The 23,288-nt window shown below is 65.0% G+C and carries 20 protein-coding genes and 3 pseudogenes; 5 read left to right on the forward strand and 18 right to left on the reverse strand.

Translation table 11 applies throughout. From position 1 onward, the window contains the following. Positions 1 to 117: 117 nt before the first annotated feature. Together ACFQU1_RS09035 and ACFQU1_RS09040 are read left to right on the forward strand one after the other, a co-directional pair. On the forward strand, positions 118 to 1,410 hold the full coding sequence (locus ACFQU1_RS09035; protein ID WP_378131481.1) for an MFS transporter: 1,293 nt from the start codon (positions 118 to 120) through the stop codon (positions 1,408 to 1,410). A 13-nt stretch (positions 1,411 to 1,423) separates the two neighbouring features. Continuing rightward, positions 1,424 to 2,347, forward strand: a complete 924-nt coding sequence (locus ACFQU1_RS09040) for an SMP-30/gluconolactonase/LRE family protein (protein ID WP_378131483.1) — start codon at positions 1,424 to 1,426, stop codon at positions 2,345 to 2,347. A gap of 508 nt (positions 2,348 to 2,855) precedes the next feature. On the opposite strand, the gene ACFQU1_RS09045 is transcribed toward ACFQU1_RS09040, so the two are convergent. Then, a complete protein-coding gene (locus ACFQU1_RS09045) occupies positions 2,856 to 3,677 on the reverse strand; it encodes a DeoR/GlpR family DNA-binding transcription regulator (RefSeq protein WP_378131485.1) in 822 nt (273 codons plus the stop codon). Between the two features lie 898 nt (positions 3,678 to 4,575). Between ACFQU1_RS09045 and ACFQU1_RS09050 the strand changes: the two genes are divergently transcribed. Beyond that, entirely contained in the window at positions 4,576 to 4,797 is a 222-nt protein-coding gene (locus tag ACFQU1_RS09050; protein WP_378131487.1) for a hypothetical protein, read from the forward strand. A gap of 191 nt (positions 4,798 to 4,988) precedes the next feature. On the opposite strand, the gene ACFQU1_RS09055 is transcribed toward ACFQU1_RS09050, so the two are convergent. The 8 genes from ACFQU1_RS09055 to ACFQU1_RS09090 all read right to left on the reverse strand — a co-directional run bounded on the left by ACFQU1_RS09055 (position 4,989) and on the right by ACFQU1_RS09090 (position 14,401). Further along, on the reverse strand, positions 4,989 to 5,942 hold the full coding sequence (locus ACFQU1_RS09055) for an aldo/keto reductase (protein WP_378131489.1): 954 nt from the start codon (positions 5,940 to 5,942) through the stop codon (positions 4,989 to 4,991). 22 nt (positions 5,943 to 5,964) lie between these two features. Next, positions 5,965 to 6,804 (reverse strand): factor-independent urate hydroxylase, encoded by an 840-nt coding sequence (pucL, locus tag ACFQU1_RS09060; RefSeq protein WP_378131491.1) that lies wholly within the window; start codon positions 6,802 to 6,804, stop codon positions 5,965 to 5,967. A gap of 53 nt (positions 6,805 to 6,857) precedes the next feature. After that, a complete protein-coding gene (ggt, locus tag ACFQU1_RS09065; protein ID WP_378131493.1) occupies positions 6,858 to 8,456 on the reverse strand; it encodes a gamma-glutamyltransferase in 1,599 nt (532 codons plus the stop codon). 47 nt (positions 8,457 to 8,503) lie between these two features. Next, the gene (locus tag ACFQU1_RS09070) at positions 8,504 to 9,202 is read right to left on the reverse strand and encodes a glutathione binding-like protein (protein ID WP_378131495.1); all 699 of its coding nucleotides are present in this window, start codon (positions 9,200 to 9,202) and stop codon (positions 8,504 to 8,506) included. A gap of 60 nt (positions 9,203 to 9,262) precedes the next feature. Next, positions 9,263 to 10,372 carry a substrate-binding domain-containing protein gene (locus tag ACFQU1_RS09075; RefSeq protein WP_378131497.1) on the reverse strand — a complete coding sequence of 370 codons (1,110 nt, stop codon included), beginning with the start codon at positions 10,370 to 10,372 and terminating at the stop codon, positions 9,263 to 9,265. Between the two features lie 99 nt (positions 10,373 to 10,471). Next, positions 10,472 to 11,659, reverse strand: a complete 1,188-nt coding sequence (locus ACFQU1_RS09080) for a M24 family metallopeptidase (RefSeq protein ID WP_378131499.1) — start codon at positions 11,657 to 11,659, stop codon at positions 10,472 to 10,474. 141 nt (positions 11,660 to 11,800) lie between these two features. Beyond that, positions 11,801 to 12,841, reverse strand: coding sequence for an ABC transporter permease (locus tag ACFQU1_RS09085; protein ID WP_378131501.1), 1,041 nt, complete (start codon positions 12,839 to 12,841; stop codon positions 11,801 to 11,803). Positions 12,842 to 12,874: 33 nt separating this feature from the next. Then, positions 12,875 to 14,401, reverse strand: a complete 1,527-nt coding sequence (locus ACFQU1_RS09090) for a sugar ABC transporter ATP-binding protein (protein ID WP_378131503.1) — start codon at positions 14,399 to 14,401, stop codon at positions 12,875 to 12,877. Positions 14,402 to 14,641: 240 nt separating this feature from the next. Here ACFQU1_RS09090 and ACFQU1_RS09095 point away from each other — a divergent pair, with 240 nt between their 5' ends. Next, positions 14,642 to 15,439 carry an IclR family transcriptional regulator gene (locus ACFQU1_RS09095; RefSeq protein ID WP_378131506.1) on the forward strand — a complete coding sequence of 266 codons (798 nt, stop codon included), beginning with the start codon at positions 14,642 to 14,644 and terminating at the stop codon, positions 15,437 to 15,439. A 133-nt stretch (positions 15,440 to 15,572) separates the two neighbouring features. Here the strand turns inward: ACFQU1_RS09095 and ACFQU1_RS09100 are convergent. The 8 genes and pseudogenes from ACFQU1_RS09100 to ACFQU1_RS09135 all read right to left on the reverse strand — a co-directional run. Further along, positions 15,573 to 16,295 (reverse strand): annotated as a pseudogene (locus tag ACFQU1_RS09100) (ATP-binding cassette domain-containing protein); the annotation flags it as partial. 55 nt (positions 16,296 to 16,350) lie between these two features. Then, positions 16,351 to 16,614 (reverse strand): annotated as a pseudogene (locus tag ACFQU1_RS09105) (DUF1028 domain-containing protein); the annotation flags it as partial. A 212-nt stretch (positions 16,615 to 16,826) separates the two neighbouring features. After that, a pseudogene (locus tag ACFQU1_RS09110) lies at positions 16,827 to 17,344 on the reverse strand (DUF1028 domain-containing protein); the annotation flags it as partial. A gap of 593 nt (positions 17,345 to 17,937) precedes the next feature. Beyond that, positions 17,938 to 18,987: a proline racemase family protein gene (locus tag ACFQU1_RS09115; protein ID WP_378131508.1), complete on the reverse strand. Its 1,050-nt coding sequence runs from the start codon at positions 18,985 to 18,987 to the stop codon at positions 17,938 to 17,940. Positions 18,988 to 19,042: 55 nt separating this feature from the next. Further along, positions 19,043 to 19,357: an NIPSNAP family protein gene (locus ACFQU1_RS09120; RefSeq protein ID WP_378131510.1), complete on the reverse strand. Its 315-nt coding sequence runs from the start codon at positions 19,355 to 19,357 to the stop codon at positions 19,043 to 19,045. A 13-nt stretch (positions 19,358 to 19,370) separates the two neighbouring features. Next, complete coding sequence (locus ACFQU1_RS09125; RefSeq protein ID WP_378131512.1) at positions 19,371 to 20,165, reverse strand: aspartate dehydrogenase; 795 nt, start codon at positions 20,163 to 20,165, stop codon at positions 19,371 to 19,373. A gap of 22 nt (positions 20,166 to 20,187) precedes the next feature. Beyond that, on the reverse strand, positions 20,188 to 20,940 hold the full coding sequence (locus ACFQU1_RS09130) for an SDR family oxidoreductase (RefSeq protein WP_378131514.1): 753 nt from the start codon (positions 20,938 to 20,940) through the stop codon (positions 20,188 to 20,190). Between the two features lie 81 nt (positions 20,941 to 21,021). Beyond that, positions 21,022 to 21,552: a cupin domain-containing protein gene (locus tag ACFQU1_RS09135; RefSeq protein ID WP_378131516.1), complete on the reverse strand. Its 531-nt coding sequence runs from the start codon at positions 21,550 to 21,552 to the stop codon at positions 21,022 to 21,024. 197 nt (positions 21,553 to 21,749) lie between these two features. Between ACFQU1_RS09135 and ACFQU1_RS09140 the strand changes: the two genes are divergently transcribed. Beyond that, positions 21,750 to 22,382 (forward strand): GntR family transcriptional regulator, encoded by a 633-nt coding sequence (locus ACFQU1_RS09140; protein WP_378131518.1) that lies wholly within the window; start codon positions 21,750 to 21,752, stop codon positions 22,380 to 22,382. 52 nt (positions 22,383 to 22,434) lie between these two features. Here ACFQU1_RS09140 and ACFQU1_RS09145 read toward each other — a convergent pair whose 3' ends face one another. Continuing rightward, entirely contained in the window at positions 22,435 to 23,229 is a 795-nt protein-coding gene (locus ACFQU1_RS09145) for an alpha/beta fold hydrolase (protein ID WP_378131521.1), read from the reverse strand. Between the last annotated feature and the right edge of the window lie 59 nt (positions 23,230 to 23,288).

A 23,288-nucleotide genomic window follows, 5' to 3' on the forward strand; every position in this document is an offset into this window, starting at 1 on the left:
CACGTACGCGGTAAGCCCTCACCAATCCCCTTCTTCGCACGATCGTGCTCGTGAGCAGAAAAGCGGCGATTGTGCCGAAATAATCAGATTGGATAACAACCAAGGTGGAGAAAGCGCATGGGACGCGGGCGTATCCTGATTTATGTGTTCCTATTCTTCCTGGCGACGATCAACTACGTTGACCGGGTTGCGCTGTCCGTATCAGCAAGCTCGATCGCCAAGGAATTCGACATTGACACCGTCGAGCTCGGCTATTTGTTCTCCTCCTTCTTGTGGCTCTACGTCGTTTGTCTCGTGCCGATGGGCATGATCGTCGATCGCTTCGGCACCCGGGCCGTCAATGCCGGCGGCATGGCATTGTGGTCGACGGCGACGATCCTCACGGGTCTTGCCGGCGGCTTTGCCAGCCTGATCGCTTCACGCATCGCCATGGGCGTGGGCGAGGCCACCACCTATCCCGCCGGCGGGCGCGTGATCCGCGAATGGGTGCCGTTGAAGGAACGGGCGCTCGCCACCTCCATCTTCAACAGCGGTGCCTATTTCGGCCCGGCCATCGGTGGCCTGGTGCTCGCATGGCTCGTCCAAGCCGCCGGCTGGCGCATGGCCTTCTACGTCTGTGGCGCCGTGGGTTTCGTCTGGCTCGCCGCCTGGCTCGTCTATTACCACCTGCCCGAGCAGGCCAAATGGCTCGACGAAGACGAGCGCCGCATGATTCTCGCCGAACGCGACATGGCGCCGAAGGCCGCCGCGAAGGACGCTACCTCGATGGGGGTTCTGAAACTCCTGTCGCAGTCCTCGATGCTGGGGTTGATGCTGGCGCAGGGCTGCGCTGTCTATACGCAATATCTCTTCCTTACCTGGCTGCCGAATTACCTGCAGACCGAGCGCGGACTGACGATGCTGACGAGCGGCTTTCTCATGGCCCTGCCTTATCTCGGCGCGGTCGTGCTCACGATGCTACTGGGCAAGCTGAGCGACAGTCTTCTCACCGCCGAGACAGCCAAGAGCGGCCGGCGGCGGATCGTCGTTGCGGTTATCCTGCTCCTGTCCTCGGTCATCCTCCTGACGCCGCTGATCGCCAATGTCTATGTCATCTTGTTCCTGATCATGATCGCGCTCACCGGCGTGTCCGGCGCGGTCGCCCTGAACATCGCTCTCCTGAACGACCTGCTGCGCTCGGCAGCGGACATCGGCCGTGCGACGGGGCTGCTCATTCTCGGCGGCAATATCTTCGGCCTGCTCGCGCCTGTGGTCACCGGCTATGTCATCAAGGCGAGCGGCAGCTTCAACTACGCCTTCGTCATTGCCGGCCTGCTGCTCGTCCTCGGGGCATTGGCTGCGCTCTTCCTGACCCGCCGGGCGATCGGTCCGGAGCCGCGGCTCGCTGTCCAGCCGGCCGCATCGTTCTGAGAAGGAGATCGCGATGTTCTTCCATCCGCCCAAGGATGTTCAGACCACCGTCTTTGCCACGCTGCCGGACGAGCTCAAGACCGCCGATGCGACGAACGAGTGGGTGCGCTTCCAGCCGGCCGGCGGCCCGCCATCATCGCTGCTCGAAGGCCCCTCCTTCGACGAGGACGGCAATCTCTGGTGCGTGGACCTGCCGAACGGGCGCATCTATCGCATCACACCGGACGGCACGTTCCACGTCGTCACGCAATACGACGGCTGGCCCAATGGGCTCAAATTCCACAAGGACGGGCGCGTCTTCATCGCTGACCACAAGCACGGCATCATGGTGCTCGACCCCGTGAACGGCAAAGTGGAGCCCTATCTCGTCAGAGCCAATCTCGAGCGCTTCAAAGCCGTCAACGATCTATTCTTCGCCGCCAACGGCGATCTCTATTTCACCGATCAAGGGTTGACCGGCCTGCATGACCCGACGGGGCGCCTCTTTCGCGTGGCGCCCGATGGCCGCGTGAGCTGCCTGCTGGACAACGTGCCGAGCCCGAACGGGCTCGTCATGAATCTCGACGAGAGCATGATCTATCTCGCCGTCACCCGCGGCAACTGCGTCTGGCGCGTGCCGCTCCTGGCCGACGGCGGCGTGGCCAAGGTCGGCGTCTTCGTGCAGCTCTCCGGCGGCTGGGGTGGGCCGGATGGACTTGCCCTCGACGCGGAAGGCAGGCTCTTCATCGCCCATGTGGGCATGGGGTCGGTCTGGGTGGTCGACCGCTTCGGCGAGCCGGTTTACCGCATCCGCTCCTGCGCCGCGATGCACACCACCAATCTCGCCTTCGGCGGGCCGGAGGGGCGCAGCCTCTTCATCACCGAGTCGGGCAGCGCCACGATCCTGAAGGCCGAGCTCGATGTGCCGGGCAAGCCGATGTTCTCGCACCAGCCCTGATCCGAAGACAGGTGGCGGCCGATCGGCCGCCACCGACCCGCGACAGCACGCCGGTGTGCAACTGCGGAGATCGGCTCCGAAGAGACGAGCTTTCAGGAGGCAAGAAACGCCGACAGCGGAATCGCCGAAGGCCTCGGACTTCGCGAAACAGCGGGTGCCGTTCCACTGACCGCAGGCCATCCACGAGCCGCGGGCACGCCCGGCTGATACTCGCCCTCCACCGTGACCGCGGTGGCACCGAGGGCGCGACAGACGGCGGCGAAGGTCTCGCCGCCGACCACGGTCAGGATCAAGGCCAAGTTGGCGCCGCGGTAGCAGACAGAACTCTCCAGGCAGCCGCGACTCCATGGCCTCGGCACCGGCGCTGGAGGAAAGGTCGAGGGCGAATGATCCCTCGGGCCATGGCGCTTACGTCCGTAGCAGCACCGGCAAAGGCCCCGCCGAGCCCGTGAACTGCGTCGCGATGTCGAGCGCGCCCGCCAGTCGTCGGCGATCAGGCGGACGCGTGTCAGGCGGCCGCCGTGGACGCAGCGGCCGACGGCTCCACCGTCACGGCGACGCCGAGATCGCGCAGCCGGTCGAGTTCGCGCGGATCGGCCCGGGCGTCCGTGATCAATTCGTGCACCTCGGTGACCTCGCAGATCTTGCAGAAGGCGGCCGGCCTGAATTTCGACGCGTCCGCCAGAAGAACGATCCGCTTGGCTGCGGCGATCATGGCGCGCTTCATGGCCACGGCCTCAAGCGATGTCTCGCTCAAGGTTGTGCCGGAGATCGCATGGGTGCCCAGGAGAGCGACGTCCGCGCTGAGATTGCCGAGAAAGTCGCGTCCCGGATCACCGACCATCGTCAGCGATCCGGGACGCACCGTTCCGCCGAGGACCACGACGCGGATGTTGCTCGCGGTCGCCAGCACTTGGCCGATGCCGAGATCATTCGTGACGGCGGTCAGCGCCATGCCACGTGCCACCGAGGCGCGGGCCGCGGCGAGCACGGTCGAGCTGCTGTCGAAGATCACGCTCTCGCCGCGATGCAACGTTGCAGCGGCGGCCCGACCGATCGCCTCCTTCTGCGGCCGGTCGAATTCGGCCGTGATCGCCGCTTCGGGTTCGAAGGTCGACTGAAGCTGCTTTTGAATAAGCGCGCCGCCGTGCGTGCGCTCAAGATAGCCGCGCTCCTCCAGATGCTCAAGGTCCCGCCGCACGGTCGACATCGAGATGCCAATCGCCTGCGCGAGCTCCTGGATCGACGCGGCGCCCCGCTTGCGAATGTGGTCCAGCATGAAGGCCCGGCGCTGGGCTGGAATGAGCTCCGCGCGGCGGTTCGAGGCCATGGTTTATGCCCACTTCCGACGGTTGCCGATCATATGTCGCGTGCTCGATCGATCAGAGCCGCGATGATGCGGCTGGACGGCAGCTGATACAGCATGGGCCTGAATGGCAAGGTCATGGGGCTCGCGTGATCGGGGTGGTGACTGCGAGCTCGCGAGGCTCGCATGCAGCCTCTGCGCCAACACGAGTGAGCGGGTGCGCGGCAGGCTGGCGTGGAGAGAATGGCAGAAGATGCGATGTGTCAAGCAGCCCGCCTAATCCCCAGCATCCACCATCATACTCCGGCATAATTTGAAGTACACCGACGCAGAATGAGATATTATGATCAATTCTGGCTTCCCAACAGCGGAGGCATGCGCCAGGCTCTACCGTGCGTTTCGGGAGCGGGAGTGTCGGTGTTTCGTCCGAGGATCGCGGTTGAATCAGCGGATCCTGCGGGGGTTGGTCCGGAGATCATGGCGCGCGCCGCATCGGCGCTGAAGCCGCGAATTGAGGGTTGGCGAGTCCGCCCTCGCGCTAACGGGGTCGTTGTTAGCCGCCGGCGCCAGCTTGTTCCAATCGGACAATGCGCGACGGGCGCTCCTCGCCAATCGGGAACGCTTGGAAAGGCTCGCCCAGGCGCCCCGGAATAAAGACTCCGAGTTCGTCGTTCTCGACCGGTTGTAGGCTGCGCTGTAGGCCATGAGCGCGACTGACACCCGATCTTGCGCCGAGTGACACGCGATTTTGCGCGCTACATCTCCACAATGTCTCCAGAGAAATGCCGGTTGCCGGATGTGTACGGCGGGCAACGCTCATCGAGGGCACGGGCGAACTCGACAAGGGGGGTGCACTTCTCTCCGGCGCCCGCCACACGCCGGGCTGCTATGGGGTCGAATTGCAGACCAAGGACCACGCACGGTGGTCGTCGCCGGCGATGCGATCAGATATGCCCGCGAGGCGCTGCTGCAGGCCTGTGACATGGCGTTCGACGAGATCGCCGCTGGCACGGCGTCGATCCGCACTATACTCGCACGCGCCGACCGCATCACTCCCGGCCATTTCCCCGAATTGCGCCGCACGGAGGCGGGTTCATCTGGACGAGCCGGCGCCGTTCGAGCTGCTGATCCGCTAGCGCGATAAGGAAAAGCAGAACGGTGTTGGAGCTTGAATATGGGTAAACCTATTGAGCGATGTAGGCCACGTCCAAGCCCGATGAAGGGCGCACAAGCGGCTACGACATCCTCTCGCCCCGCGTGCATGGAAGAATACGAACCAGTCGACGGTTCGCGGACCTGCTGCCGAGTCTGACGTCGGTCGACAGGCTAACTCCATCACACGCTGGCGCTATCTAACTCGTTGATATCCTCCGCCATCAGGACAAGCGCGGTAGCGCAGGCGAAGCTCTCAATGTGGCTGACATTGGTGGCGCTTGCTATGGGCGCGGTAACGCCTTCGCGCGCCATCAGCCAGGCGAGCGCGACCTCAGCCGGCCGAGCGCCGTGGCGCGCCGCCACCCTGTCGAGTGCACCGAGGATCGCTAGCCCGCGCGCATCGAGATACTTGCCCATCCCCTCCCCGCGCGGGCTCAGGCCGAAATCGACCGGCGATCGGTACTTGCCCGTCAGAAAGCCGGAGGCGAGGCTGAAATAGGTGACGACGCCGAGCCCTTCGTGCAGACACAGCTCGCGCAGCGGCCCGTCGAAGGCAGCGCGGTCATAGAGATTGTATTCCGGCTGCAGTATCTCGTAGCGCGGAAGCCGCTCACGCGCCGCGACGGCAAGCGCCTCGCCAAGTTGGGCGGCGTCGAGATTCGAGGCGCCGACGGCCTTTATCTTACCGGCCGCCAGCAGCGTCTCATAGGCCCGCAGGGTTTCCTCATAGGGCGTCGCGGCATCGGGCCAATGCGAGAAATAGAGGTCGATCGCCTCAATGCCGAGCCGGCGCAGCGAACCTTCGGCCGCCTCGACGATCCAGCGGGCCGACAGCCCCTTCTGTCCGGGGCGGCCTAGATCGGAGCCGACCTTGGTGAAGATCACCACCTTGTCGCGCAGGCCGGGTCGCGCCTTCAGCCAGTTGCCGATGATGGTCTCCGACTCGCCGCCGCTATTGCCCGGCGCCCAGGCGGAATAGACGTCAGCCGTGTCGATGGCGTTGAAGCCGTGGTCGACGAAGGCGTCGAGCACCGCAAAGCTCGTCTTCTCGTCGATGGTCCAGCCGAAGACGTTGCCGCCCAGCACGAGAGGGGCGATCGAAAGGCTCGTCTTGCCGAGGTTGCGGTTCTGCATGGGCGGCTCCCTGGTCATTGTGTCAGGCGCGGCCGACGGTGCACTCAATCTGGCCGTGCGGCTCATCGGTCGCGGTGAAGACCTGCCCGTCCGACGAACGGCCGAAGGGCGAAAGATCGATCGGCAGGTAGTGCTTGTTCGGGCAGGCCATTGAAATCTCGACGACCTCCTGCACCGCGGCAAGGACCGCCTCGCCCATGAGGAAGAGCGTGCGCTGGAGGCTTGGGCTGAAGGTCGTCGCGAAAACGCCCATCGCGACCTCGATCACGCGCGCATTGGCCGCCTCGTAGGAGACGGGCTTGGCCAACCAACGCCAGGAGGCGTTCATGGCCGTTCCGAGTAGGCGATCGGACGTGCTCTTGAGGGTCGTGGCCTCATCCATCACATAGTTGTCCCAACCCGATTGCGTGGTTTTCAGGAAGGCGAAACCGTCAATGCCGGAGGCCAGCGTCACGCCTTCGCGCGTGGCCGTGAGGGTCACGGTCGGACGACCATTGCCGTCGAACAGGAAGCTGTGGTCGTGCGGTGCGCCGTCGACGATCAGCCGCGTCCACCGGGTCTCGCCGGTTTCGATCTCCACCTTGGCAACCTGTCGGTAATGATCGAGAAAATACGCCGCGAGCGCCTGTGCGAAGTCTTCGTTTTCCGCGCCGACATGATCACGGGCGACGATATTGACGATGTTCTTTATAGAATCGGTGGCGATAACGCCGGCATTGGCGCCCTCCGTATAGGAGGCATCGAAGTCGCCGTGGAGCATCGCCGTCACGGTGAGTTCGCGTGCTTGGTGGCGATCGGTGTCGCGATTGACCCGCATAACGCGGACGCGATCCTTGCCGTGGCGCTGGCTTATGAGCGGCATCTCGACTTATCTTTCCAATTGGGAGAATGCGGTTGCGGGCCAACAGCCGCCGATCAGTAGCCGAGCGCGATGCCGTCCTTGCGGGGATCCGATCCCCCGACCAGAACGCCGCGCTCACGGTCGATCCAGATCGCCTGCCCACCGCCGTGCGGGCGGCCGATCTCGACAATGCGGTGTCCCATGGCGGCGAGCTCGACGCGGGTGCGCTCGGGGATGCCGCGCTCGACTTCCACGGCTCCGGCAAAGGGGAACAGGCGCGGGGCCTCGAGCGCCTCTTGGATATCCATGCCGTATTCCAGCAGGTTGGTGAGGAACAGGGTCTGGCCCATCGGCTGGAAATGACCGCCCATCACGCCAAAAGGCATGACCGCGTGGCCTTCGCGCGTCAGCATGCCGGGCATGATCGTGTGCATCGGCCGCTTGTCCGGTGCGATGCAGTTCGGATGTCCGCGCTCGAGACGAAAGCCGAAACCGCGATTGTGCAGCAGCACGCCCGATTCTTTAGCGAGGATGCCGCTGCCGAAGCTCTGGAACAGCGAATTGATGAAGCTGCAGGCATTGCCGTCGCGGTCGACGACGCTGATGTACACCGTATCGCGATGGGCGGGCACCGGCGACACGCCCGGCGCGGGCAGCGACGAGAGCGCCCGCCGGTCGTCGATCAGTGTGGCGAGAGCACGCGTGTAGTCCGGGCTCGTCAGTTGGGCGACCGGAACCTTGGCCTGCGAGGGATCCGCGACGAAGGCATCGCGGTCGCGATAGGCCAGACGTGCCGCCTCTATGTGCCGGTGCAGACGCAACGTGCTCGTCGGGCCGTCAGCGGTAGGGCCGAGAGCGTCCAATATGCCCAGCATCATCAGGACGACGATGCCGGAACCATTGGGCGGGCACTGCCAGACGTCGTAGCCCTTCCACTGTGCATGTATCGGCTCGACGAATTCCGCAACCCGCCGGCCACGGGCGAAGTCCTCCTCCCTGTGTAGACCGCCGGCCTTCTGCAGCGTCGAGCCCATGTCCTGCGCGACCTCTCCGAGGTAGAATGCGTCGGCGCCCTTGGCTGCGACGGCGCGCAACGTCTTCGCCAATGCCGCCTGCACGAAGCGCGCTCCTTCCGCCGGCGGCCGTCCGCCGGGCAGAAACAGTTCATTGTCGGAGCGCGCCAGCTTCTCGCCCTCCTCGCTCCAGTCGGCCGCCACGCGCGGATGCACCGGAAAGCCCTCCTCCGCATAGCGGATCGCGGGTCGCAGCAACTCGTCGAAATCCTTCGAGCCGAAGCGCTCCAGCAGGAGTTGCCAGGCAGAGACCGCACCCGGGATGGTCACGGTATGGGGGGAGGTGTTGGCGAGCGCCGTAATGCCGGCAGCATCGAAATAGTCGATCGAGGCGGCAGCCGGCGCCCGGCCCGAGCCATTGACGGCGAACACTGCATCGCCGCCTGCCGGAGCGTAGAGGCAGAAACAGTCGCCGCCGATGCCGGTCGACTGCGGCTCGATGACCCCCAGGACGGCGCAGGCAGCAATGGCCGCGTCCACCGCATTGCCACCGGCCCGCAGCACATCAAGGGCGGTGAGCGTCGCCGCGGGCATAGAGGTCGCCGCCATGCCATTGGTGGAATAGACGGCGCTGCGTCCCGGCTGATGAAAGTCACGCATGTATGGACTCCGAAATCGCGAATGAGCGGCCGCAGGGTGCGCCCCCGCTAGTTTTTTGCCCCGGCATGGGTCTGACCGAAGAGAATGGCGCGCGATTGGTCGTTCACATTCGGTGCGGTGTTGATCGCGTCCGACTTGGCGCGGGCGGCAATGACCGCCGGCCGAGCGGAAATCGCGGCGAACCAGCGCTTCACATTGGGGAAGTCCTCGAGGCGGAGGTCCTGGCGGCCATGGTCGATCACCCAGGGGAAAGCCGCCATGTCAGCGACGGAGTAGTCGCCGAGTATGTAGTCCCGGCCAGCGAGCCGCTTGTCGAGCACACCGTAGAGACGGCCGGTCTCACGGACATAGCGGTCGATGGCGTAGGGAAGCTTCTCCGGCGCGTAATGGCGGAAATGGTGGGTCTGTCCGGCCATCGGCCCAAGGCCACCTACCTGCCAGAACAACCACTCCATCGCCGCCACGCGCCCGCGCAGATCCTTCGGTAGGAAGGTTCCGGTCTTCTCCCCGAGGTAGAACAGGATTGCGCCGGACTCGAAAATGGTGATCGGCGCCGCATCGTTGGCCGGGCTGTTGTCGCGGATGGCGGGGATCTTGTTGTTTGGGGAGATCTTCAGGAACTCTTCGCCGAACTGCTCGCCCTTGGAAATGTTGATGGTCGAGGTTCTATACTCGATGCCCATCTCCTCTAGGGCGATAAGAACTTTCAGGCCGTTCGGCGTCGTCCAGAAAAAAAAGTCGATCACGTCCGTCTCCTCATGCGTGGTCGGAAGTGCAGGCGACGTATCGCCTGCACATCTAATCAATCACTTGCCCCAGATCTTGCGATAGACATCGCGGTAACCATTGTCTGGATCGTAGATGTTGTCAGCGCCGCCGTCTTTGCCGATGTTCGACTTCACCACCAAATGGGTCGGAGCGACATAGCCGCTGATCGGCTCGCCAGCGAGGGCGCGGTTCGCCTCGTCGATGATCTGCCAGCCATGGAGATGAAGAGGCTCGGCCACGGTGGCCATTTGATATTGGCCTTGGCGAATGCGCTCGAAGGCGGCCTTGCTGCCGTCGCCGCCAGCGACGTTTAGCGGATGGTCGGTTCCTTTGCGGCGCGCGCCGGCGAGTGTCGACGCCATGAAGTCAAAGAAGCCATCATTGATGGCGAGGCTGTAGCTCCATTTGCCGCCGTAGCGCTGCAGCAGCGAGGTGGTCATCTGCGGGATACGGGTGGCGACGTCGTGCAGCGGCGTATCGACTGTCGTCAAGACGCTGCAGCCCGGACAGGCCTTGATGTTGTCGGCCATGGCGTCGGACTTGAGGACGGAGATCTTCTCCGTGGAGTCGGTGAATACGACGACGCCGGCGGTGCCGCCGCTGTCCGCCACCACGAGCGCAGCCGACACCCGGGCGACGTTCAGCGGGTCGGTCGAGATGTTGGTGATCAGCGGCAGGGCTGGATCGTGGCCGGGCTTGATCGTCGAATGCCAGCCGAACACCTTGATGCCGGCGTCCATCGCCTTCTGCAGCGTCGCCTTCTGCTCGACGGCGTCGATATTGCCGGCGATCAGCACGTCGGGCTTCAGAGCGATGGCTTGGGTGAGTGCGGAGGTGCGCCCGGCGATGGAGCCGCCGCCGTCGAGGATGCGCAGCTGCCAGCCCATGACCTTGGCTGCCTCGGTGACGCCTTCGCTAACGCCGAGCGGTCCGCCATTGCGTTGGTCGGCGGAGACGAAGATGACGGACTTGCCCCCCTGGGCTTTCGGACCGGTGGTCGGGCCGTCCCAGGGCAGCGACGGAGCAGCCGCTTTCTCGATGACCTGCTTGGCGGTGGCGACGTCGAGCGGTTCGGCGGCGCGCGCGGCGGGAGCACTTAGCAGGGCGGCGATTGCCGCACCCGCCAGCAGAGTTCGCATTCCACGCATATTGTTCTCCTGTCTCTGGATTGGGTTTTTTTTGCACTGACGCGATTGGCTCGCGCTCTTTCGATGGGCCGGCCGGATGAGCGGCTGGCGGGGTAGCGTTCACCGGGCCGAGCCATTCCAAGCGCGGCCGCGGTCGCCGTAAGCTTCGAAGCCCGCCTGCGTGACAGCGAGGGTGTCCTCGATCTTGATGAGGCCGCGGCGCGGGTGTTCGAGCGTCGTCTCGACCGAGAGCACCATGCCGGCCTGGAGCGGCAGGTCGGCATCGTACCCCTCGTAGCCGACGGGGGTCCGGCTGCTCAGGCGCGGAGCTTCGTGTCCGACAATGCCCATGCCGTGCGCGACGAAATGCATGTGCGCGCGGTTCGGCGAGGCTTTCACGGCCTCCAAGGCGGGTGTGTAGATGTCGCCGCCGCGTGCGCCAGCTCGGATCGGGCCGCGCGCCGCCCGCTGTACCGCCTCCACCTCGGCGAGCATGTCTTCAAGCTCGGCGTCCGGCTCACCGAGAATACCCATGCGGCAGAGATCGCCGATATAGCCCCGGTAGCGGCCGCCGGAATCGAGCGAGAGGATGTCGCCTGCGCCGAGCGGCTGGTCGGAGGGGGCGCGATTGAGGCTCTGCCCGGCCGAGATCAGGCAATATTCGAAGACGAGGTCGCGGTCCGTCTCCTCGCTGCGCAGCCGCGCGACGGCTTCGCGCTTGGTCATGCCCGGCGCGAGCGCGCTGAAGGTGGCGATCATCGAATCGACCACGCGCTCGGAGGCTTCCCTGATCAGTTGCAGCTCCTGCGGGCTCTTGCAGGCGCGCAGCCGCTCGAGCGGAAAATACGCCTCGACCAGCCGGCTTTCTGGGAAGGCAGCCTCCAGGGCGCGCGCCGCATCGTAGGGAAGGAAGGAGAATTCGACGCCGATATGCCCGACCGGAAGACCGAGCGCACGCAGATGCTCGATGGCGATCGCGGCGGCATCGAGCGTGCCCCAGCTCGAGGTGGTGACGTAAGGTGTCCAGAAGCGCTCGTTCTGCTGCTCATAGACTTCCATCGACTGGCCGACATAGGCGGCCTTCTCAGGTTGGCCAAGCGGATAGATGAGGATTGGCAGATAGCGGCTTACGCCAATCGCGTCCGAATAGTCGTGGAAGAAATACCGATAGCCGCCGAGTAGATACTGGATGTTGTGCTTGGACGTGATCAGCAGCACGTCGATGCCGGCCTTCTCCATGAGATCGTCGAGATGCGCGGCGTCGAACGGCAGCGACGGCGCTCCGGCGTTTGGGTTGTGAAGATTCATGATCGGTTCCTTTGGCTCCCGGCACGGCAAGGCGCGGGCACAGTGGTGCCGTTTCGGGCGAAGCTCGCTTCAACGGCGGGCAAGTCGAGAACGAGGAGTTAGTCGTCGGGACTAAGCGGCGGTCGAGCCGCCAAGTCTACATTAACCCGACGGGGTAGCTTTCCTGGCCCCCGTACCGCGGCGGCGCTGGGCATAGCCGGCGATCGCGATGGACACGAGCAGGGTGGCGCCGTTGAACAACGGCTCGATGTAGAAGTCGCCGCCGAATTGCTGGATGCCGGAGATGCCGACAGCGAGAATGATGACTCCGACCAGCGTCCCCCAGACGTTGACCCGGCCGGGTTTTATGGTGGTGGAGCCGAGAAAGACACCGACAAGCGCCGGGAGCAGATAGTCGAGGCCGACACTCGCCTGCCCTACGCGCAATCGCGCGGCGAGCACGACCCCAGCTGCGGCGGTGATGAGACCGGATACGACGAAGGCGAGGATCGAATAGCGGCGCACCGGAATGCCGTTCAGCGCCGCCGCGCGTGGGTTGGCACCGATGGCGTACATGAACCGCCCTACGGGCAGGTGATCGAGGACGAGCCACAGCATCAGCGCCAGGCCGAGCACGTAGACGGCGCTGATGGGTATATTGAACAGCGTCAGCTCATTGACCTCATAGAAAGCATCCGGCAGCGGGCCGACGATCTGCCGCCCGCCGGTGTACCAGAGCGCCGCGGCATAGAGGATGGTGCCGGTGCCCAGCGTGGCGATGAAGGAGTCGATCAGCGCGACTTCGACCAGCATGCCGTTGATCAGCCCAAGCCCACCGCCCATCAGCAGAACGAGCAGCACGGCCATCTGCCACGGCATGTCGTAATTGAGCTGGAGGCTGATCGCCAGGATGTGCCAGAGCACGATGCCATAGCCGATGGTCAGGTCGATCTTGCCAGTGACCATCGGAAACAGTACGGCGAGCGAGAGCAGCGCAATAATCGCCTTGTTGTCGATGATGGCGCTGAAGTTCAGCAGCGTCGGAAACGTATCGGGGAAGATGAGCGAGAACAGGAGAATCAACAGCAAAGTCAGGATTGGAAGCCCATAGGTCGGCAGCAGCCGGCGCAGGCGCACACCGACGGGCAACCGAGCCAATTCGCTCCGCGTGGGCTCAAGGGCATCGGACTTGAGTGATTGCACAGGGCAGCTCCGATTTTGGCGGACGAGTTTGATTCAGGCCGCGGCAGTGACGGCGGCTGCGGTGAGAAGGCCGTCGGGAGTCAAATTCGGTCCCGCAAGGGCATCGACGATCCGGCCGCGGCTGAACACCAGGGCGCGGTCGCACAGGGCCGCAACCTCGACGAAATCGGTCGAGACGAGCAGCACACCGAGTCGTCCCTCAGTGGCATTGAACAGCAGCCGGTAGATTTCGCCCTTGGCGCCGATATCGACGCCGGCGGTCGGATCCTCGAGGATCAGGAGACGGCCCTTGAGATGCATCCAGCGTCCCAGGACGACCTTCTGCTGATTGCCGCCTGACAAGGATTCGATCAGCTGGCGGGGATCATTCGGGCGAAGCTGGATGTAGCGGGCCAATTTCTCGGCCTCCCGCTCCTCCTCCCGATGCCGCAGCCGGTTGAACCAGCGCCCGCCCAGGGCCGCCTTGTTGAGAAAGAAATTCTCGGTGACGGAAAAGCCGTGCACGACGGATTCGCCGGTGCGGTCGCCGCTGGCGAAGCGGACGCCTTGAGCGATGGCGTCGGCCGCTCCGGAGAGTCTCACCGGCACCCCCTCGAGGCGCACCACGCCCGCATCGAGAGGGACGAGCCCGAACAAGGCGCGCGCAAAGGCCTCCTGGCCAGCCCCGCGCAGTCCGGTCAAGCCGAGGATTTCGCCCGGCATGACCTCGAGATCGATCGGGCCGACGCCGGGGATCGCCGCCCCGGCCACTTCGAGCAGCGGTGGGCCGGCGAAGCTCGCTTTCTCCCTCAATACAGGCTTGGCGGATTTGCCGATGATGAGCCGGACGAGTTCCTCCGGCGTGGTGTCGGCCACATTCTGCTCGCCGACCATGTGCCCGTCGCGCAGCACCGCGACGCGATCGGCAACAGAGAAGATCTCTTCGAGCCGGTGGGAGACGTAGATGATGCCGATGCCAATGGAGCGCAGCGGGCGGATGGCTTCGAACAGACGGTTGACCTCGTCGGCCGGTAGCGAAGCCGTGGGCTCGTCCATGACGATGATGAGCGCATCCGTGGTCAGGGCGCGGGCGATGGCAACGAGCGAGCGCTCGATTCGGCCAAGCTGATTGACGCGGGTGTCGGGATCGATGTCGATGCCGAGTTTGGCCAGCGCGGCCGAGGCGAACTGACGCGATTTCGCCCATGAAATCGGGCCGTGGACCATACCGCGCCGACGCGGGAAGCCCCGCGTCAGGCACACATTCTCCGCCACTGTCATCCAGTCGATGAGGCCGAGATCCTGATGGATGAAAGCAATGGGGAGGCTCGTGACGGTGCGGCTGACATCCTGGCCCTCGAATAGGATCTGCCCTTTGTCGAGGCTGTGTACGCCGGCCAGCGTTTTGATCAGGGTCGATTTGCCTGCCCCGTTCTCCCCCAGGAGGGCGAGCACCTCGCCGTGCCGGAGCCTGACGCTAACGTCGCTGAGTGCTTGGTTGCCGCCGAAGCTCTTCGAGATGCCACGCATCTCAAGGAGCGGCGGGAGGCTTTTCACGTCTGCGGCCGCGAACGCGTTCATCGACTAGTCCCGCATTGATTTCATTGGCGCGAGAATTGCTTGTCTCGACCACCCCTCTTGATTCAAGTTAGCAATAAATTGCGCCTGTCGCAATAGAATTGCGATATGAGCAACTTCATTGCGAAAGACGCCAGGCCGGTGGTACTTTGGGCTATGCCGTTTGCGAAATTTGTTGGCCAACGCTGTACGGACGGGAGCGGCTGTGCTTATGCCTGAGCAACCCGCGAAAAGGTTGGCATCATGGAACCGAAACTCACCGGCTCAGAGGGCTCCGGCCATGGCACCATCCGTTCCCTGACCAAGGGTTTGGAGCTGCTGGAGCTGGTCATTACCGCCCGCAAACCGATGCGGTTGCGCGACATTGCCGCTACGCTCCAGCACGAGCCGAGCACGGCGTTGCGCATTCTCGCGACCCTCGAGGAATGCGGCTTCGTCACTAAGGATCCTGACACCAAGCTCTATTCGGCAGGTCCCAAGCTGGCCCGTCTGCGCCGTTTCGCGCCTGCCCACGGGCTGCTCGTGGAGCGGCTGCGCCCCTTCTTGCGCGAATTGAACGTCGCCACCGGGATGACCACCTATCTCGGCGTGCTTGAGCACGACGAAGCCATGCTGATCGAGGTCGTTCCGGCTCAACATATTGTCTCGGTCCGGCAGCTACCTGGGGACCGCGAGCCGCTCTATCGTGGTGCCGTCGGCAAGGCGCTTCTGGCGGGCCAACCTCAACCTTTGCAGGAGGCGTTGATCCAGTCCATGCGTTTCCAGCGCTTCACCGCCAATACCATCACCGATGCCGATACATTGAGAAAGGAATTGCAGGAGGTTCGCACCCTTGGCGTCTCCTTCGATGAGGCCGAGGGGCATGAAGACGTCTGCTGCATCGCGGCGCCGCTCCTCGACGATACCGGCTATCCGCTTGCGGCTATCGGCATTTCCATGGTCAAGCAGATGGTGCCCAACGGCGCCCGCGGTCAAACCGAGTGGATCGAGACCGTGCGCAACACCGCGTCGACCGCGCGCAAGCTGCTCGTGCCGATGTAGGTGGCGTCTTCGCATATCGTCGGATCGCGTTGCTCCTGGAAGTCGAGCCATACGCAGCGAACCTGGCGCGAGCACGGTTTCCGCCCGTCCGAAAGACTGCTGCCTTCAAGGCGTTCGACCCCAGCCGCGCCCACTAGAAGAGTCCAACTCTGTGCTGGGCCACATAGTGAGTTCGGCCAATTTGAACGAGAGGTTTCACGATCGGTTCGTCGCCCACACGCCGTACGGGGCTGGGAATCTCGTCGACGACCAGTGGGCGCTTGCGGTGGGAACGCCGAGGGTCGGCAATGGGGACCGCGTTCAGCAGCTTGCGCGTATAGGCATGTTGTGGGTTCTCGAAAATCTCGGAGCGCGAGCCGATCTCAACAATCTGGCCGAGATACATCACCGCGACGCGATGACTGACGCGCTCCACCACCGCCATGTCGTGCGAGATGAACAGCACGGAAATGCCGAAATCCGCCTGCACCTCCATCAGCAGATTGACGATCTGCGCCTGGATCGAGACATCGAGCGCCGAGACTGACTCGTCGGCGATGATCACCTTCGGATTGAGCGCGAGCGCCCGTGCGATGCAGATCCGCTGACGTTGGCCGCCCGAGAACTCGTGCGGATAGCGGTCGGCCATGGCCGGGACGAGGCCGCAGCGATTCATCAGCGCCCTCACCCGCTCCCGCGCCTTGGCGCCACGCTCTAGGCCGTGGATCAGCAGCGGCTCCATAATCGACGAGCCGACGCTCATCCGCGGATTTAGCGAGGCAAACGGATCCTGGAAGATGATCTGGATGTCGCGGCGCACCGGCTGCATCTCGCGGCGGGTCAACTGACTTATGTCCTGCCCGTCGAACACTGCCAAACGCCCCGTATCCCTCGCCGACGAGATGGCCGGACCATGGCCCAGTCTTTCTGCCGGTATGGAGGGCCACGTTCCCTTCGAGGTCGATGATGCCGGTTTGGCGATAATCGAAGTCGGGATCGTTCTGCTCGACCACTTTCATCGCCATTGGTGCGGAAAAGCCCAGCTCAAGCAGATTGAGGGAGCGCGGGTCATGCGAGCGCATGTACATAGCCTGGGACTTGCTGATCCCGACATTGGCTCGCGCGCTTTCGTTGCGGCGACCGCAAGCAATCGAAAATGTCGTCGTACCGATGCCAAGCCGGCCGGTGTGGGGCAGCGTGCAATAATTGAGTAAGTCATGGCATCACCGTGGGGGCGCTGGGACTTCAACATGTCAACGAACTCCATCTGCGTCTTGGCCTCGCGCGGCTTCTTGGCCCGTTCCAGATAGTAGTCCGCCATCAGCTTGAATTCCTCATGGACGCGACGCAGTTCACGCACCGCATCGTCGTCGAGATCGACGCGCAAATCCCAATCGGAATGGGGCGTATCGCCCCAGACGGCGATCGCGGCGGCACGCGCGGCGCCGGCCTGCATGCCGCCAGCGGCCTCACCGGCTTCGAGTGCGAGGAGCAGCCGCTCCTCCAGCTTGTCGCCCCTATGCGCCGTAAAATTTTGGATCATCGCCGTGATGACGCTTTCGCTGGAGATGCCGTTGCCGAAGGCACTGACATCGGCGGCGACCTTGTGACCGGACCATACGGCGAGCGCGGGACCATGGGAGATCGCGGCGACGCCGTTACGGTCCATCACGACCATCTGCCGGCATCGGGATTCGGATCGTTGTCGAGCAGAGTCCGCAAGGTCGAAGAGGCGCTGAAGCCCTGCCCTAGGACACGCAGCGCAAGGAGATTGTTCTGCGGCCGCTCACTGCCCAGCGTCAGCGCGATGCCGACGCGCGACTTGCCCGCGTCGCAACAGGCAAATCCGAGCGCGAGGCTCGTGCTTGCGAGGCCATAGCCTATTCGTCCTGTCCTCTCGCATCTTGCAACCAACCCATAGTTCATCCGAGCCTCCACGTTTCACCATCACAGGCCCATTGCATTCCATCGCTGTCGCCGATGGCTCGGAAGTGAATGCATCATTCAGGCCAGATGGGCGAGCCGCCCACTCTTCGTCGCCGGATGGGTATACGCTGGCACGGCGTGGAAGCCTTCGAGCCGTGCCCTTCGTCGCCGAGACCATGTCGATCGACGCGATCCTCGCGCCGCCGAGCGCCGTGCACTGGGCCGGAACCGACCAACTCGGCCGGGGACCGCAGGGGTCGCAGTATGGGCTGACCGGTTCGCTGGCCGACGGGACGGCCGGCGGAGTGACGAGCGGCGGCGTGGTCCTACCGCCGATGGCGGCCTCTCTATGTCGGCGCCGACAACAGCAGCACGACCTTCTCCGGCACCTTCTCGCGCGACGGCAAGCTGGGCGAGGAAGGCGCCGGCATGCTGACGCTGATCGGAGGTGCCCAAGTAGTGCTAACGCCGCAGCAGGAACGGCAGCCGATCGTCGACCCGCACCCCGATCCTCCTACCGTTTCGGCTCGAGAGCCCAACCCCAGGAACGTGGCATAAGCCGGAGCGCGGCCGCCCAAATCCGTTGGTGGCCACTAAGGAGCGATGGCCTGGGCCTCCGACGGCCAGGTGTCGCCGAGACGGTATCCGACAGGAAACGGGTCAGTCGGGTCCAGCACATATTGATGAAACGCGGTAATCCAGGCGGAGCCGGTGATCGAGGGAAGAATACCCTCCCGGTCGCCGACGCGGGCGGTGCCGAGCACGCGCCCGATGAACTCGGTGCCGATGATCGAGCGGTTCACGAAGCGCTCACCGACGCCGATCTGGCCGCGCGCATGCATCACCGCGAGACGCGCGCTGGTGCCCGTGCCGCAGGGCGATCGGTCATGCCGGCCGGGCGAGACGATGACGCTGTTATGCGCCCTCTTTCCATCCGGGGTATCTATTAGCGGCCCTGCGAACATCGTCTGGTTGATGGTGTGGATCTCGGGGTTCTCGGGATGCACGGCGGGAATCTGCTCGGCGGCGGCCTTCTTGATGCGCTCGCCCACCTCGACGAGCCTGGCGGCCTCCGATGGCTCGACCTTGAAGCCGAGACTCGCGGCATCGACGATCGCGTAGATCATGCCGCCATAGGCGACGTCGACGCTGATCGTCCCGAGCCCCGGCACGTCCACCTTGGCGTCGAGCGCGAAGACGAAGGCGGGCACGTTGTCGAAGGTCACGCTCTCGCACTTGCCGTTTCTGCATGCCGCCGTGACCTTCACCAGGCCGGCCGGCACCTCGACCGTCAGCGTGGTAACCGGCTCCTGCATCGGGATCATGCCGGTCTCCAGCAGCACGGTGACGGTGCAGATGGTGTTGGTGCCCGACATCGGCACGTAGTAGTCGGATTCGATGATGACGAAGCCGGCGTCGGCCTCCGGCCGGGTCGGCGGCAGGACGAGGTTAACGCATTGCGTCACCTTCCCGCGCGGCTCGTTGAGCAGGAACTGGCGCAGGTCGTCGCCCTTCGTCTCGAGATACTTCATCTTCTCGAACATGCTGGCCCCGGGCACGTCGAGGACGCCGCCGGTGATGACCTCGTTGAGCTCGCCGGCAGCATGGGCCCCGACCACGGTAATCATTCGATTAAAGCGCATGCTGAAGGCCCTTGCTGAGGAAACCGTGGACGAGGGGTGGCGGGGACGGACGGCGCTAGCGCATCGGCGACAGCGGCGTCGGCGTGAGAATGCGGTTCTGCTGGCTGACGATCATGCCCTTTATCGCGGCGAGGTAGCGCGCCCAGCCGGGATGGGCGAGCATGACGGTGCGACGCTCCTCACGGGCGCGTAGGCTCTCGTAGCGCCAGAGTGCCACGACATGGCTGAGCTCGCCGATCTCGGTAACGAAATGCCCGACGAAGCCGCCGAGCGTGTCATTCTGGATCTGCAGGCCGAGGGTCTCGTAGGCGTGGAGGAAGTCGGCCATGGAGCCGGGCACGATGTGATAGTCGCGTTCTTCCAGGATCATGGCGTTCGCTTCCTCAGACGATGAGCGGCGCGAAGTGGCGGTGCACCGCGGCGGCAAGGCTCGCGGCCGTCAGCGCGGAGGTCTTGGGGTTGGTCGCGGAAGGTGTGTTGGTGAAGCACAATGTGGCCGAGCCGAGCGCGCTCTCGACCTCGATCTTATGCGTGTTGCGCGTCGCCGCCGGATCGGCGATGGCCCGCACGCGGGTGCGTGCCACGCCCGCGGCCAGCGCCACGGTCAGCCCGGCATTCAGGTTCCGCGGATAGAGGCGCGCGGCTTCCTGCGCGCCGCCCTCGAACAGGACAACCGGCTCGCGCAGCGGCTGGCCCCCTGCCGACACCGCCGCCAGCTCGGCCGCCCAGGCGGCGGGCGGCTTGCGCGAGGTGTAACGCACGCGGGCATCCCCGGTCATGCGCACCGCCGCGAGATAGTCGAGGCCGCCGATGGCCCCAGCAGGAACGATCAGGCGGGCGCCGCTACGCGCGGCGATGCCGGTGAGCCGAGCGATCAGGTCCTCGTCTCCCAGCGCGCCGGTCGCAGCGGCGACGACGGATATCCCCGCGCCTATCAGCACGGGCGCCATCGCCGCGAGCGCGGCCTGGCCGGCGGCCTCAACCACGAGATCGGGAGAGGCGTCGACCAGTTCCTCCACCGTGCCGACGAGGTCGAGACCGGGGGGAAGCGCGTCGCGCGCCGCCGAGCCCTCGCGCAGCAGCACGGTGAGACGGAAATTCCCGGCGGCCAGATAACGGCCGACGTCACGGCCGATCGCGCCGAAGCCGACGAGCCCGATATGACGTTGCGCGCTCATGGGAACCATGTATCCGCCGCGCTCACCAGGCCGTCATGCCGCCGTCGACGGTAAGCATGCTGCCGGTGGCGAAGGAGGCATCGTCCGAGGCCAGCCACAATATGGCGTTGGCGATCTCCACCGGCTCTGCCCAGCGACCGAGCGGGGAGCGGGCCTTCAGCCTGGCCTTGAAGGTCTCCGGGTCGGGATGGCTGGCCACCATCTTGTCGAAATAGGTCGACCAGGTGACGCCAGGCGCGACGCAGTTGACCCGGATGTTCTCGCCTGCATGGTCGAGCGCCATCGCCTTGGTCAGCGCGGCGACGCCGCCCTTGGAGGCCACATAGGCGGCACGGTCCAAAATGCCCACGGTGGCGACGTTCGAGGCGGTGTTGACGATCACGCCGCCGCCCTGGGCCGCCATCAGCGGGATGACCTGCCGGCAGCAGAGATAGACCCCCTTGAGATTGACCGCCATCAGCGCATCCCAGTCCTCCTCGGCGGTGCTGACGACCGTGCCGGGAATCCCGTAGCCGGCATTGTTCACCAATATGTCGATGCGGCCGTAGCGCGCGCGTGCCGCCTCAACCATGCCGGCGACCGCGGCGCTGCTGCTGACGTCCACGGCGAACGCGCTGGCCGAAGGCGCGAGCGCGGCGGCGACGGCCTCGGCCGCCGCGCCGTCCCGGTCGGCGACGAGTACGCTGGCCCCCTCGCGCACGAAAATCTCCGCCACCGCCTTGCCAATGCCGGCGGCGGCGCCGGTGATAACGGTAACCTTATCCTTGAGACGCATGTGTTCCTCGAATTGCGATCGGCGGGTGCCGGGACGCCGGCCCCGGCTTGCGGCCCGCCGCGGACGGCAGGCCGGGATGGCTCAGGGCACGCAGGCATCCTTCAGGGGCGCGGCGAACACGGTCTGCCGCTCGATCTCGAGCACGTTGTCCGGCCGCGGGAACGGCGCCGGCGCGGGCTCGCCGGGCGCCCTCTCCCGGCCGATCAGCCGGAAGAATTCCTCGAGCCCGTTGGGCACGATGAGCCAGGCCCAGCTCAGTTCCTCGCGGCCGTCGTTGATGAACATGTGCCGGCGGTTCTTGCCGATGAAGAAGGCCGAGCCCGGCGACATGGGATGCTCGACGCCGTCAACCATGGCGCGGCCCGTGCCGCGCACGACATAGATGACCTCCTCATTGCGGTCGTGCGCATGCTCGCGCACATAGCCGCCGGGGGGCACTGTCTGGGTGCCGAAGCCGATCGGGAGCTCCATGGCAACCAGGTGCGGCGCGAAGATCACCTCGATCTGGCCGTTGGCCGGCACGGGCTGCCAATAGCTCGCGGCCTGGCCGGGCTGCACCACCATGGTCAGGCCGGACGCTTCCGCGGCAGTCTCATTCGCCTCATCGGCCATCGATCGGCTCCCAAGATTGAATACAATATTCAGCCTAGCGTCCGATATGACGGGTTAACAGTCCAAAAAATAGGCTATTTTGCGATAAAATCGCCTATTATGTAGGCTTGCATTGGATTATGGCTGAATATGTTATTCAATTCACGGAGGATTTGCGGATGGTTCGCATCGGACGCCAATCGCTGACGGACCAGATCGTGACCGAGCTGCGCCGCCAGATCATCAACGGGCAACTCCCGGAGGGCACCCCCCTGCGGCAGGAGAAGCTGGCGGCCGATCTCGGCGTCTCCCGCGTCCCGCTGCGCGAGGCCATCCGCCAGTTGGAGGCCGAGGGCCTCGTCGTCTCCGAAATGCACAAGGGCACCGTGGTCTCCTCGCTCTCGCTGGAGGAGATCGAGGAGCTGTTCGATATCCGCATCCGGCTGGAGACCTGGCTGTTCGAGGTCGCCATACCGCGCTTGACCGACGCCGATTTCGACCTCGCCGAAGCGGTCATCGACGAGGCCATGCGCGTGGGCAGCGTGGAGAACTGGGGCGAGCTGAACTGGCGGTTCCACGAGGTGCTTTACCGGCCGAGCGGCAACAAGATCGCGCTGCGACTGCTGAAGACCGTCCACGACAATGCCAACCGCTACGTGAACCTGCAGATCGCGGTGGCGAAGGATGTCGAGATCGAGCTCTCCGACCACCAGACCCTGCTGGCTTATGCGCGGCTGCGCGACGTGCGACGCGGCGTCGACATGCTGCGCGGGCACATCCAGCGCGTCTCGCGCAATCTGATCGCATCGCTGGCCGACGGCCGGCGCGACAAAGACCGGGACATCGCCTGACATGACGCGCCATCCGCTCCGCACGAGGATGGCATTGAGTCTCCGGCGGCCTTCAGCGCCTGCCGTCGAGGAAGCCGCTCACCAGCGCGGCGAAGCGCTCCGGGTGCACCCGGGGATAGAAATGCCCGCCCTCCAGCGGCTCCAGCCGGGCGCCGGGAATCGCCGCGGCGAGCCGCTGCGAATGATAATAGGGCACCATCATGTCGTCGGGCGCGCCGATCACCAGCGTCGGGGCGGCGATGCGGCCGAGCTCAGCCGCCCGGTCGAATTCCAGCAGCATGCGGATCCGTGCGGCTGTGACGGACAGGGGCGCGAGGTTCCGCTCGGCCGCGGCGACGGCGGCATCGAGACTCTCGCTATGGAGCTCGATCCAGTCGGCCGTGTAGCCGAGCACATGGGTGAGCTTCTGGTAGGTCGCCGCGCCGGCGTACAGAAGAGTGTCGATACGCGCCTCGAACAGCGCGCGAAAGCGCGCGTCGGCCCGCGCCCAGGTGCCGCTGAGCACGAGGCGACGCACGCGCTGCGGCGCATCGAGCGCCAGCGTCTGGGCGATGGCGCCGCCGGTCGAATGGCCGACGATGTCGATCGTTTCGATGCCAAGCGCATCGAGCACCTCGATCACGTCCCGGGCGATCCTGCCGATGCTGTAGCTCCCCTCGGGGCGACCGTTGCGCCCCGCGCCGCGATGATCGACCGCGATCGTGCGGAAGCGTCCGGCGAAATGCGGGACGACGGCGCTCCAGAAGCTCGCCGCGCCGCCGAGGCCGGGCACGAGCAGAAGCGGCAGGCCATCTCCCGCGACGTCGAAGTGAAGCGGGCAGCCGTCGGTGGCAGTGACGAAGGACATAGAGAGCGGCTCGGGTGTTCGCAGACAGGGAATCGCGGCATTGCCGCCGGCGTAGGTGC

The sequence above is a fragment of the Chelatococcus sp. GCM10030263 genome, from assembly GCF_042666455.1.
Lineage (GTDB): Bacteria > Pseudomonadota > Alphaproteobacteria > Rhizobiales > Beijerinckiaceae > Chelatococcus.

Coding starts and splice junctions, on each gene's coding strand:
- ACFQU1_RS09035 (WP_378131481.1), top strand. CDS start 118: ATGGGACGCGGGCGTATCCTGATTTATGTGTTCCTATTCTTCCTGGCG.
- ACFQU1_RS09040 (WP_378131483.1), top strand. CDS start 1,424: ATGTTCTTCCATCCGCCCAAGGATGTTCAGACCACCGTCTTTGCCACG.
- ACFQU1_RS09045 (WP_378131485.1), bottom strand. CDS start 3,677: ATGGCCTCGAACCGCCGCGCGGAGCTCATTCCAGCCCAGCGCCGGGCC.
- ACFQU1_RS09055 (WP_378131489.1), bottom strand. CDS start 5,942: ATGCAGAACCGCAACCTCGGCAAGACGAGCCTTTCGATCGCCCCTCTC.
- pucL (WP_378131491.1), bottom strand. CDS start 6,804: ATGCCGCTCATAAGCCAGCGCCACGGCAAGGATCGCGTCCGCGTTATG.
- ggt (WP_378131493.1), bottom strand. CDS start 8,456: ATGCGTGACTTTCATCAGCCGGGACGCAGCGCCGTCTATTCCACCAAT.
- ACFQU1_RS09075 (WP_378131497.1), bottom strand. CDS start 10,372: ATGCGTGGAATGCGAACTCTGCTGGCGGGTGCGGCAATCGCCGCCCTG.
- ACFQU1_RS09080 (WP_378131499.1), bottom strand. CDS start 11,659: ATGAATCTTCACAACCCAAACGCCGGAGCGCCGTCGCTGCCGTTCGAC.
- ACFQU1_RS09090 (WP_378131503.1), bottom strand. CDS start 14,401: ATGAACGCGTTCGCGGCCGCAGACGTGAAAAGCCTCCCGCCGCTCCTT.
- ACFQU1_RS09095 (WP_378131506.1), top strand. CDS start 14,642: ATGGAACCGAAACTCACCGGCTCAGAGGGCTCCGGCCATGGCACCATC.
- ACFQU1_RS09115 (WP_378131508.1), bottom strand. CDS start 18,987: ATGCGCTTTAATCGAATGATTACCGTGGTCGGGGCCCATGCTGCCGGC.
- ACFQU1_RS09120 (WP_378131510.1), bottom strand. CDS start 19,357: ATGATCCTGGAAGAACGCGACTATCACATCGTGCCCGGCTCCATGGCC.
- ACFQU1_RS09125 (WP_378131512.1), bottom strand. CDS start 20,165: ATGAGCGCGCAACGTCATATCGGGCTCGTCGGCTTCGGCGCGATCGGC.
- ACFQU1_RS09130 (WP_378131514.1), bottom strand. CDS start 20,940: ATGCGTCTCAAGGATAAGGTTACCGTTATCACCGGCGCCGCCGCCGGC.
- ACFQU1_RS09135 (WP_378131516.1), bottom strand. CDS start 21,552: ATGGCCGATGAGGCGAATGAGACTGCCGCGGAAGCGTCCGGCCTGACC.
- ACFQU1_RS09145 (WP_378131521.1), bottom strand. CDS start 23,229: ATGTCCTTCGTCACTGCCACCGACGGCTGCCCGCTTCACTTCGACGTC.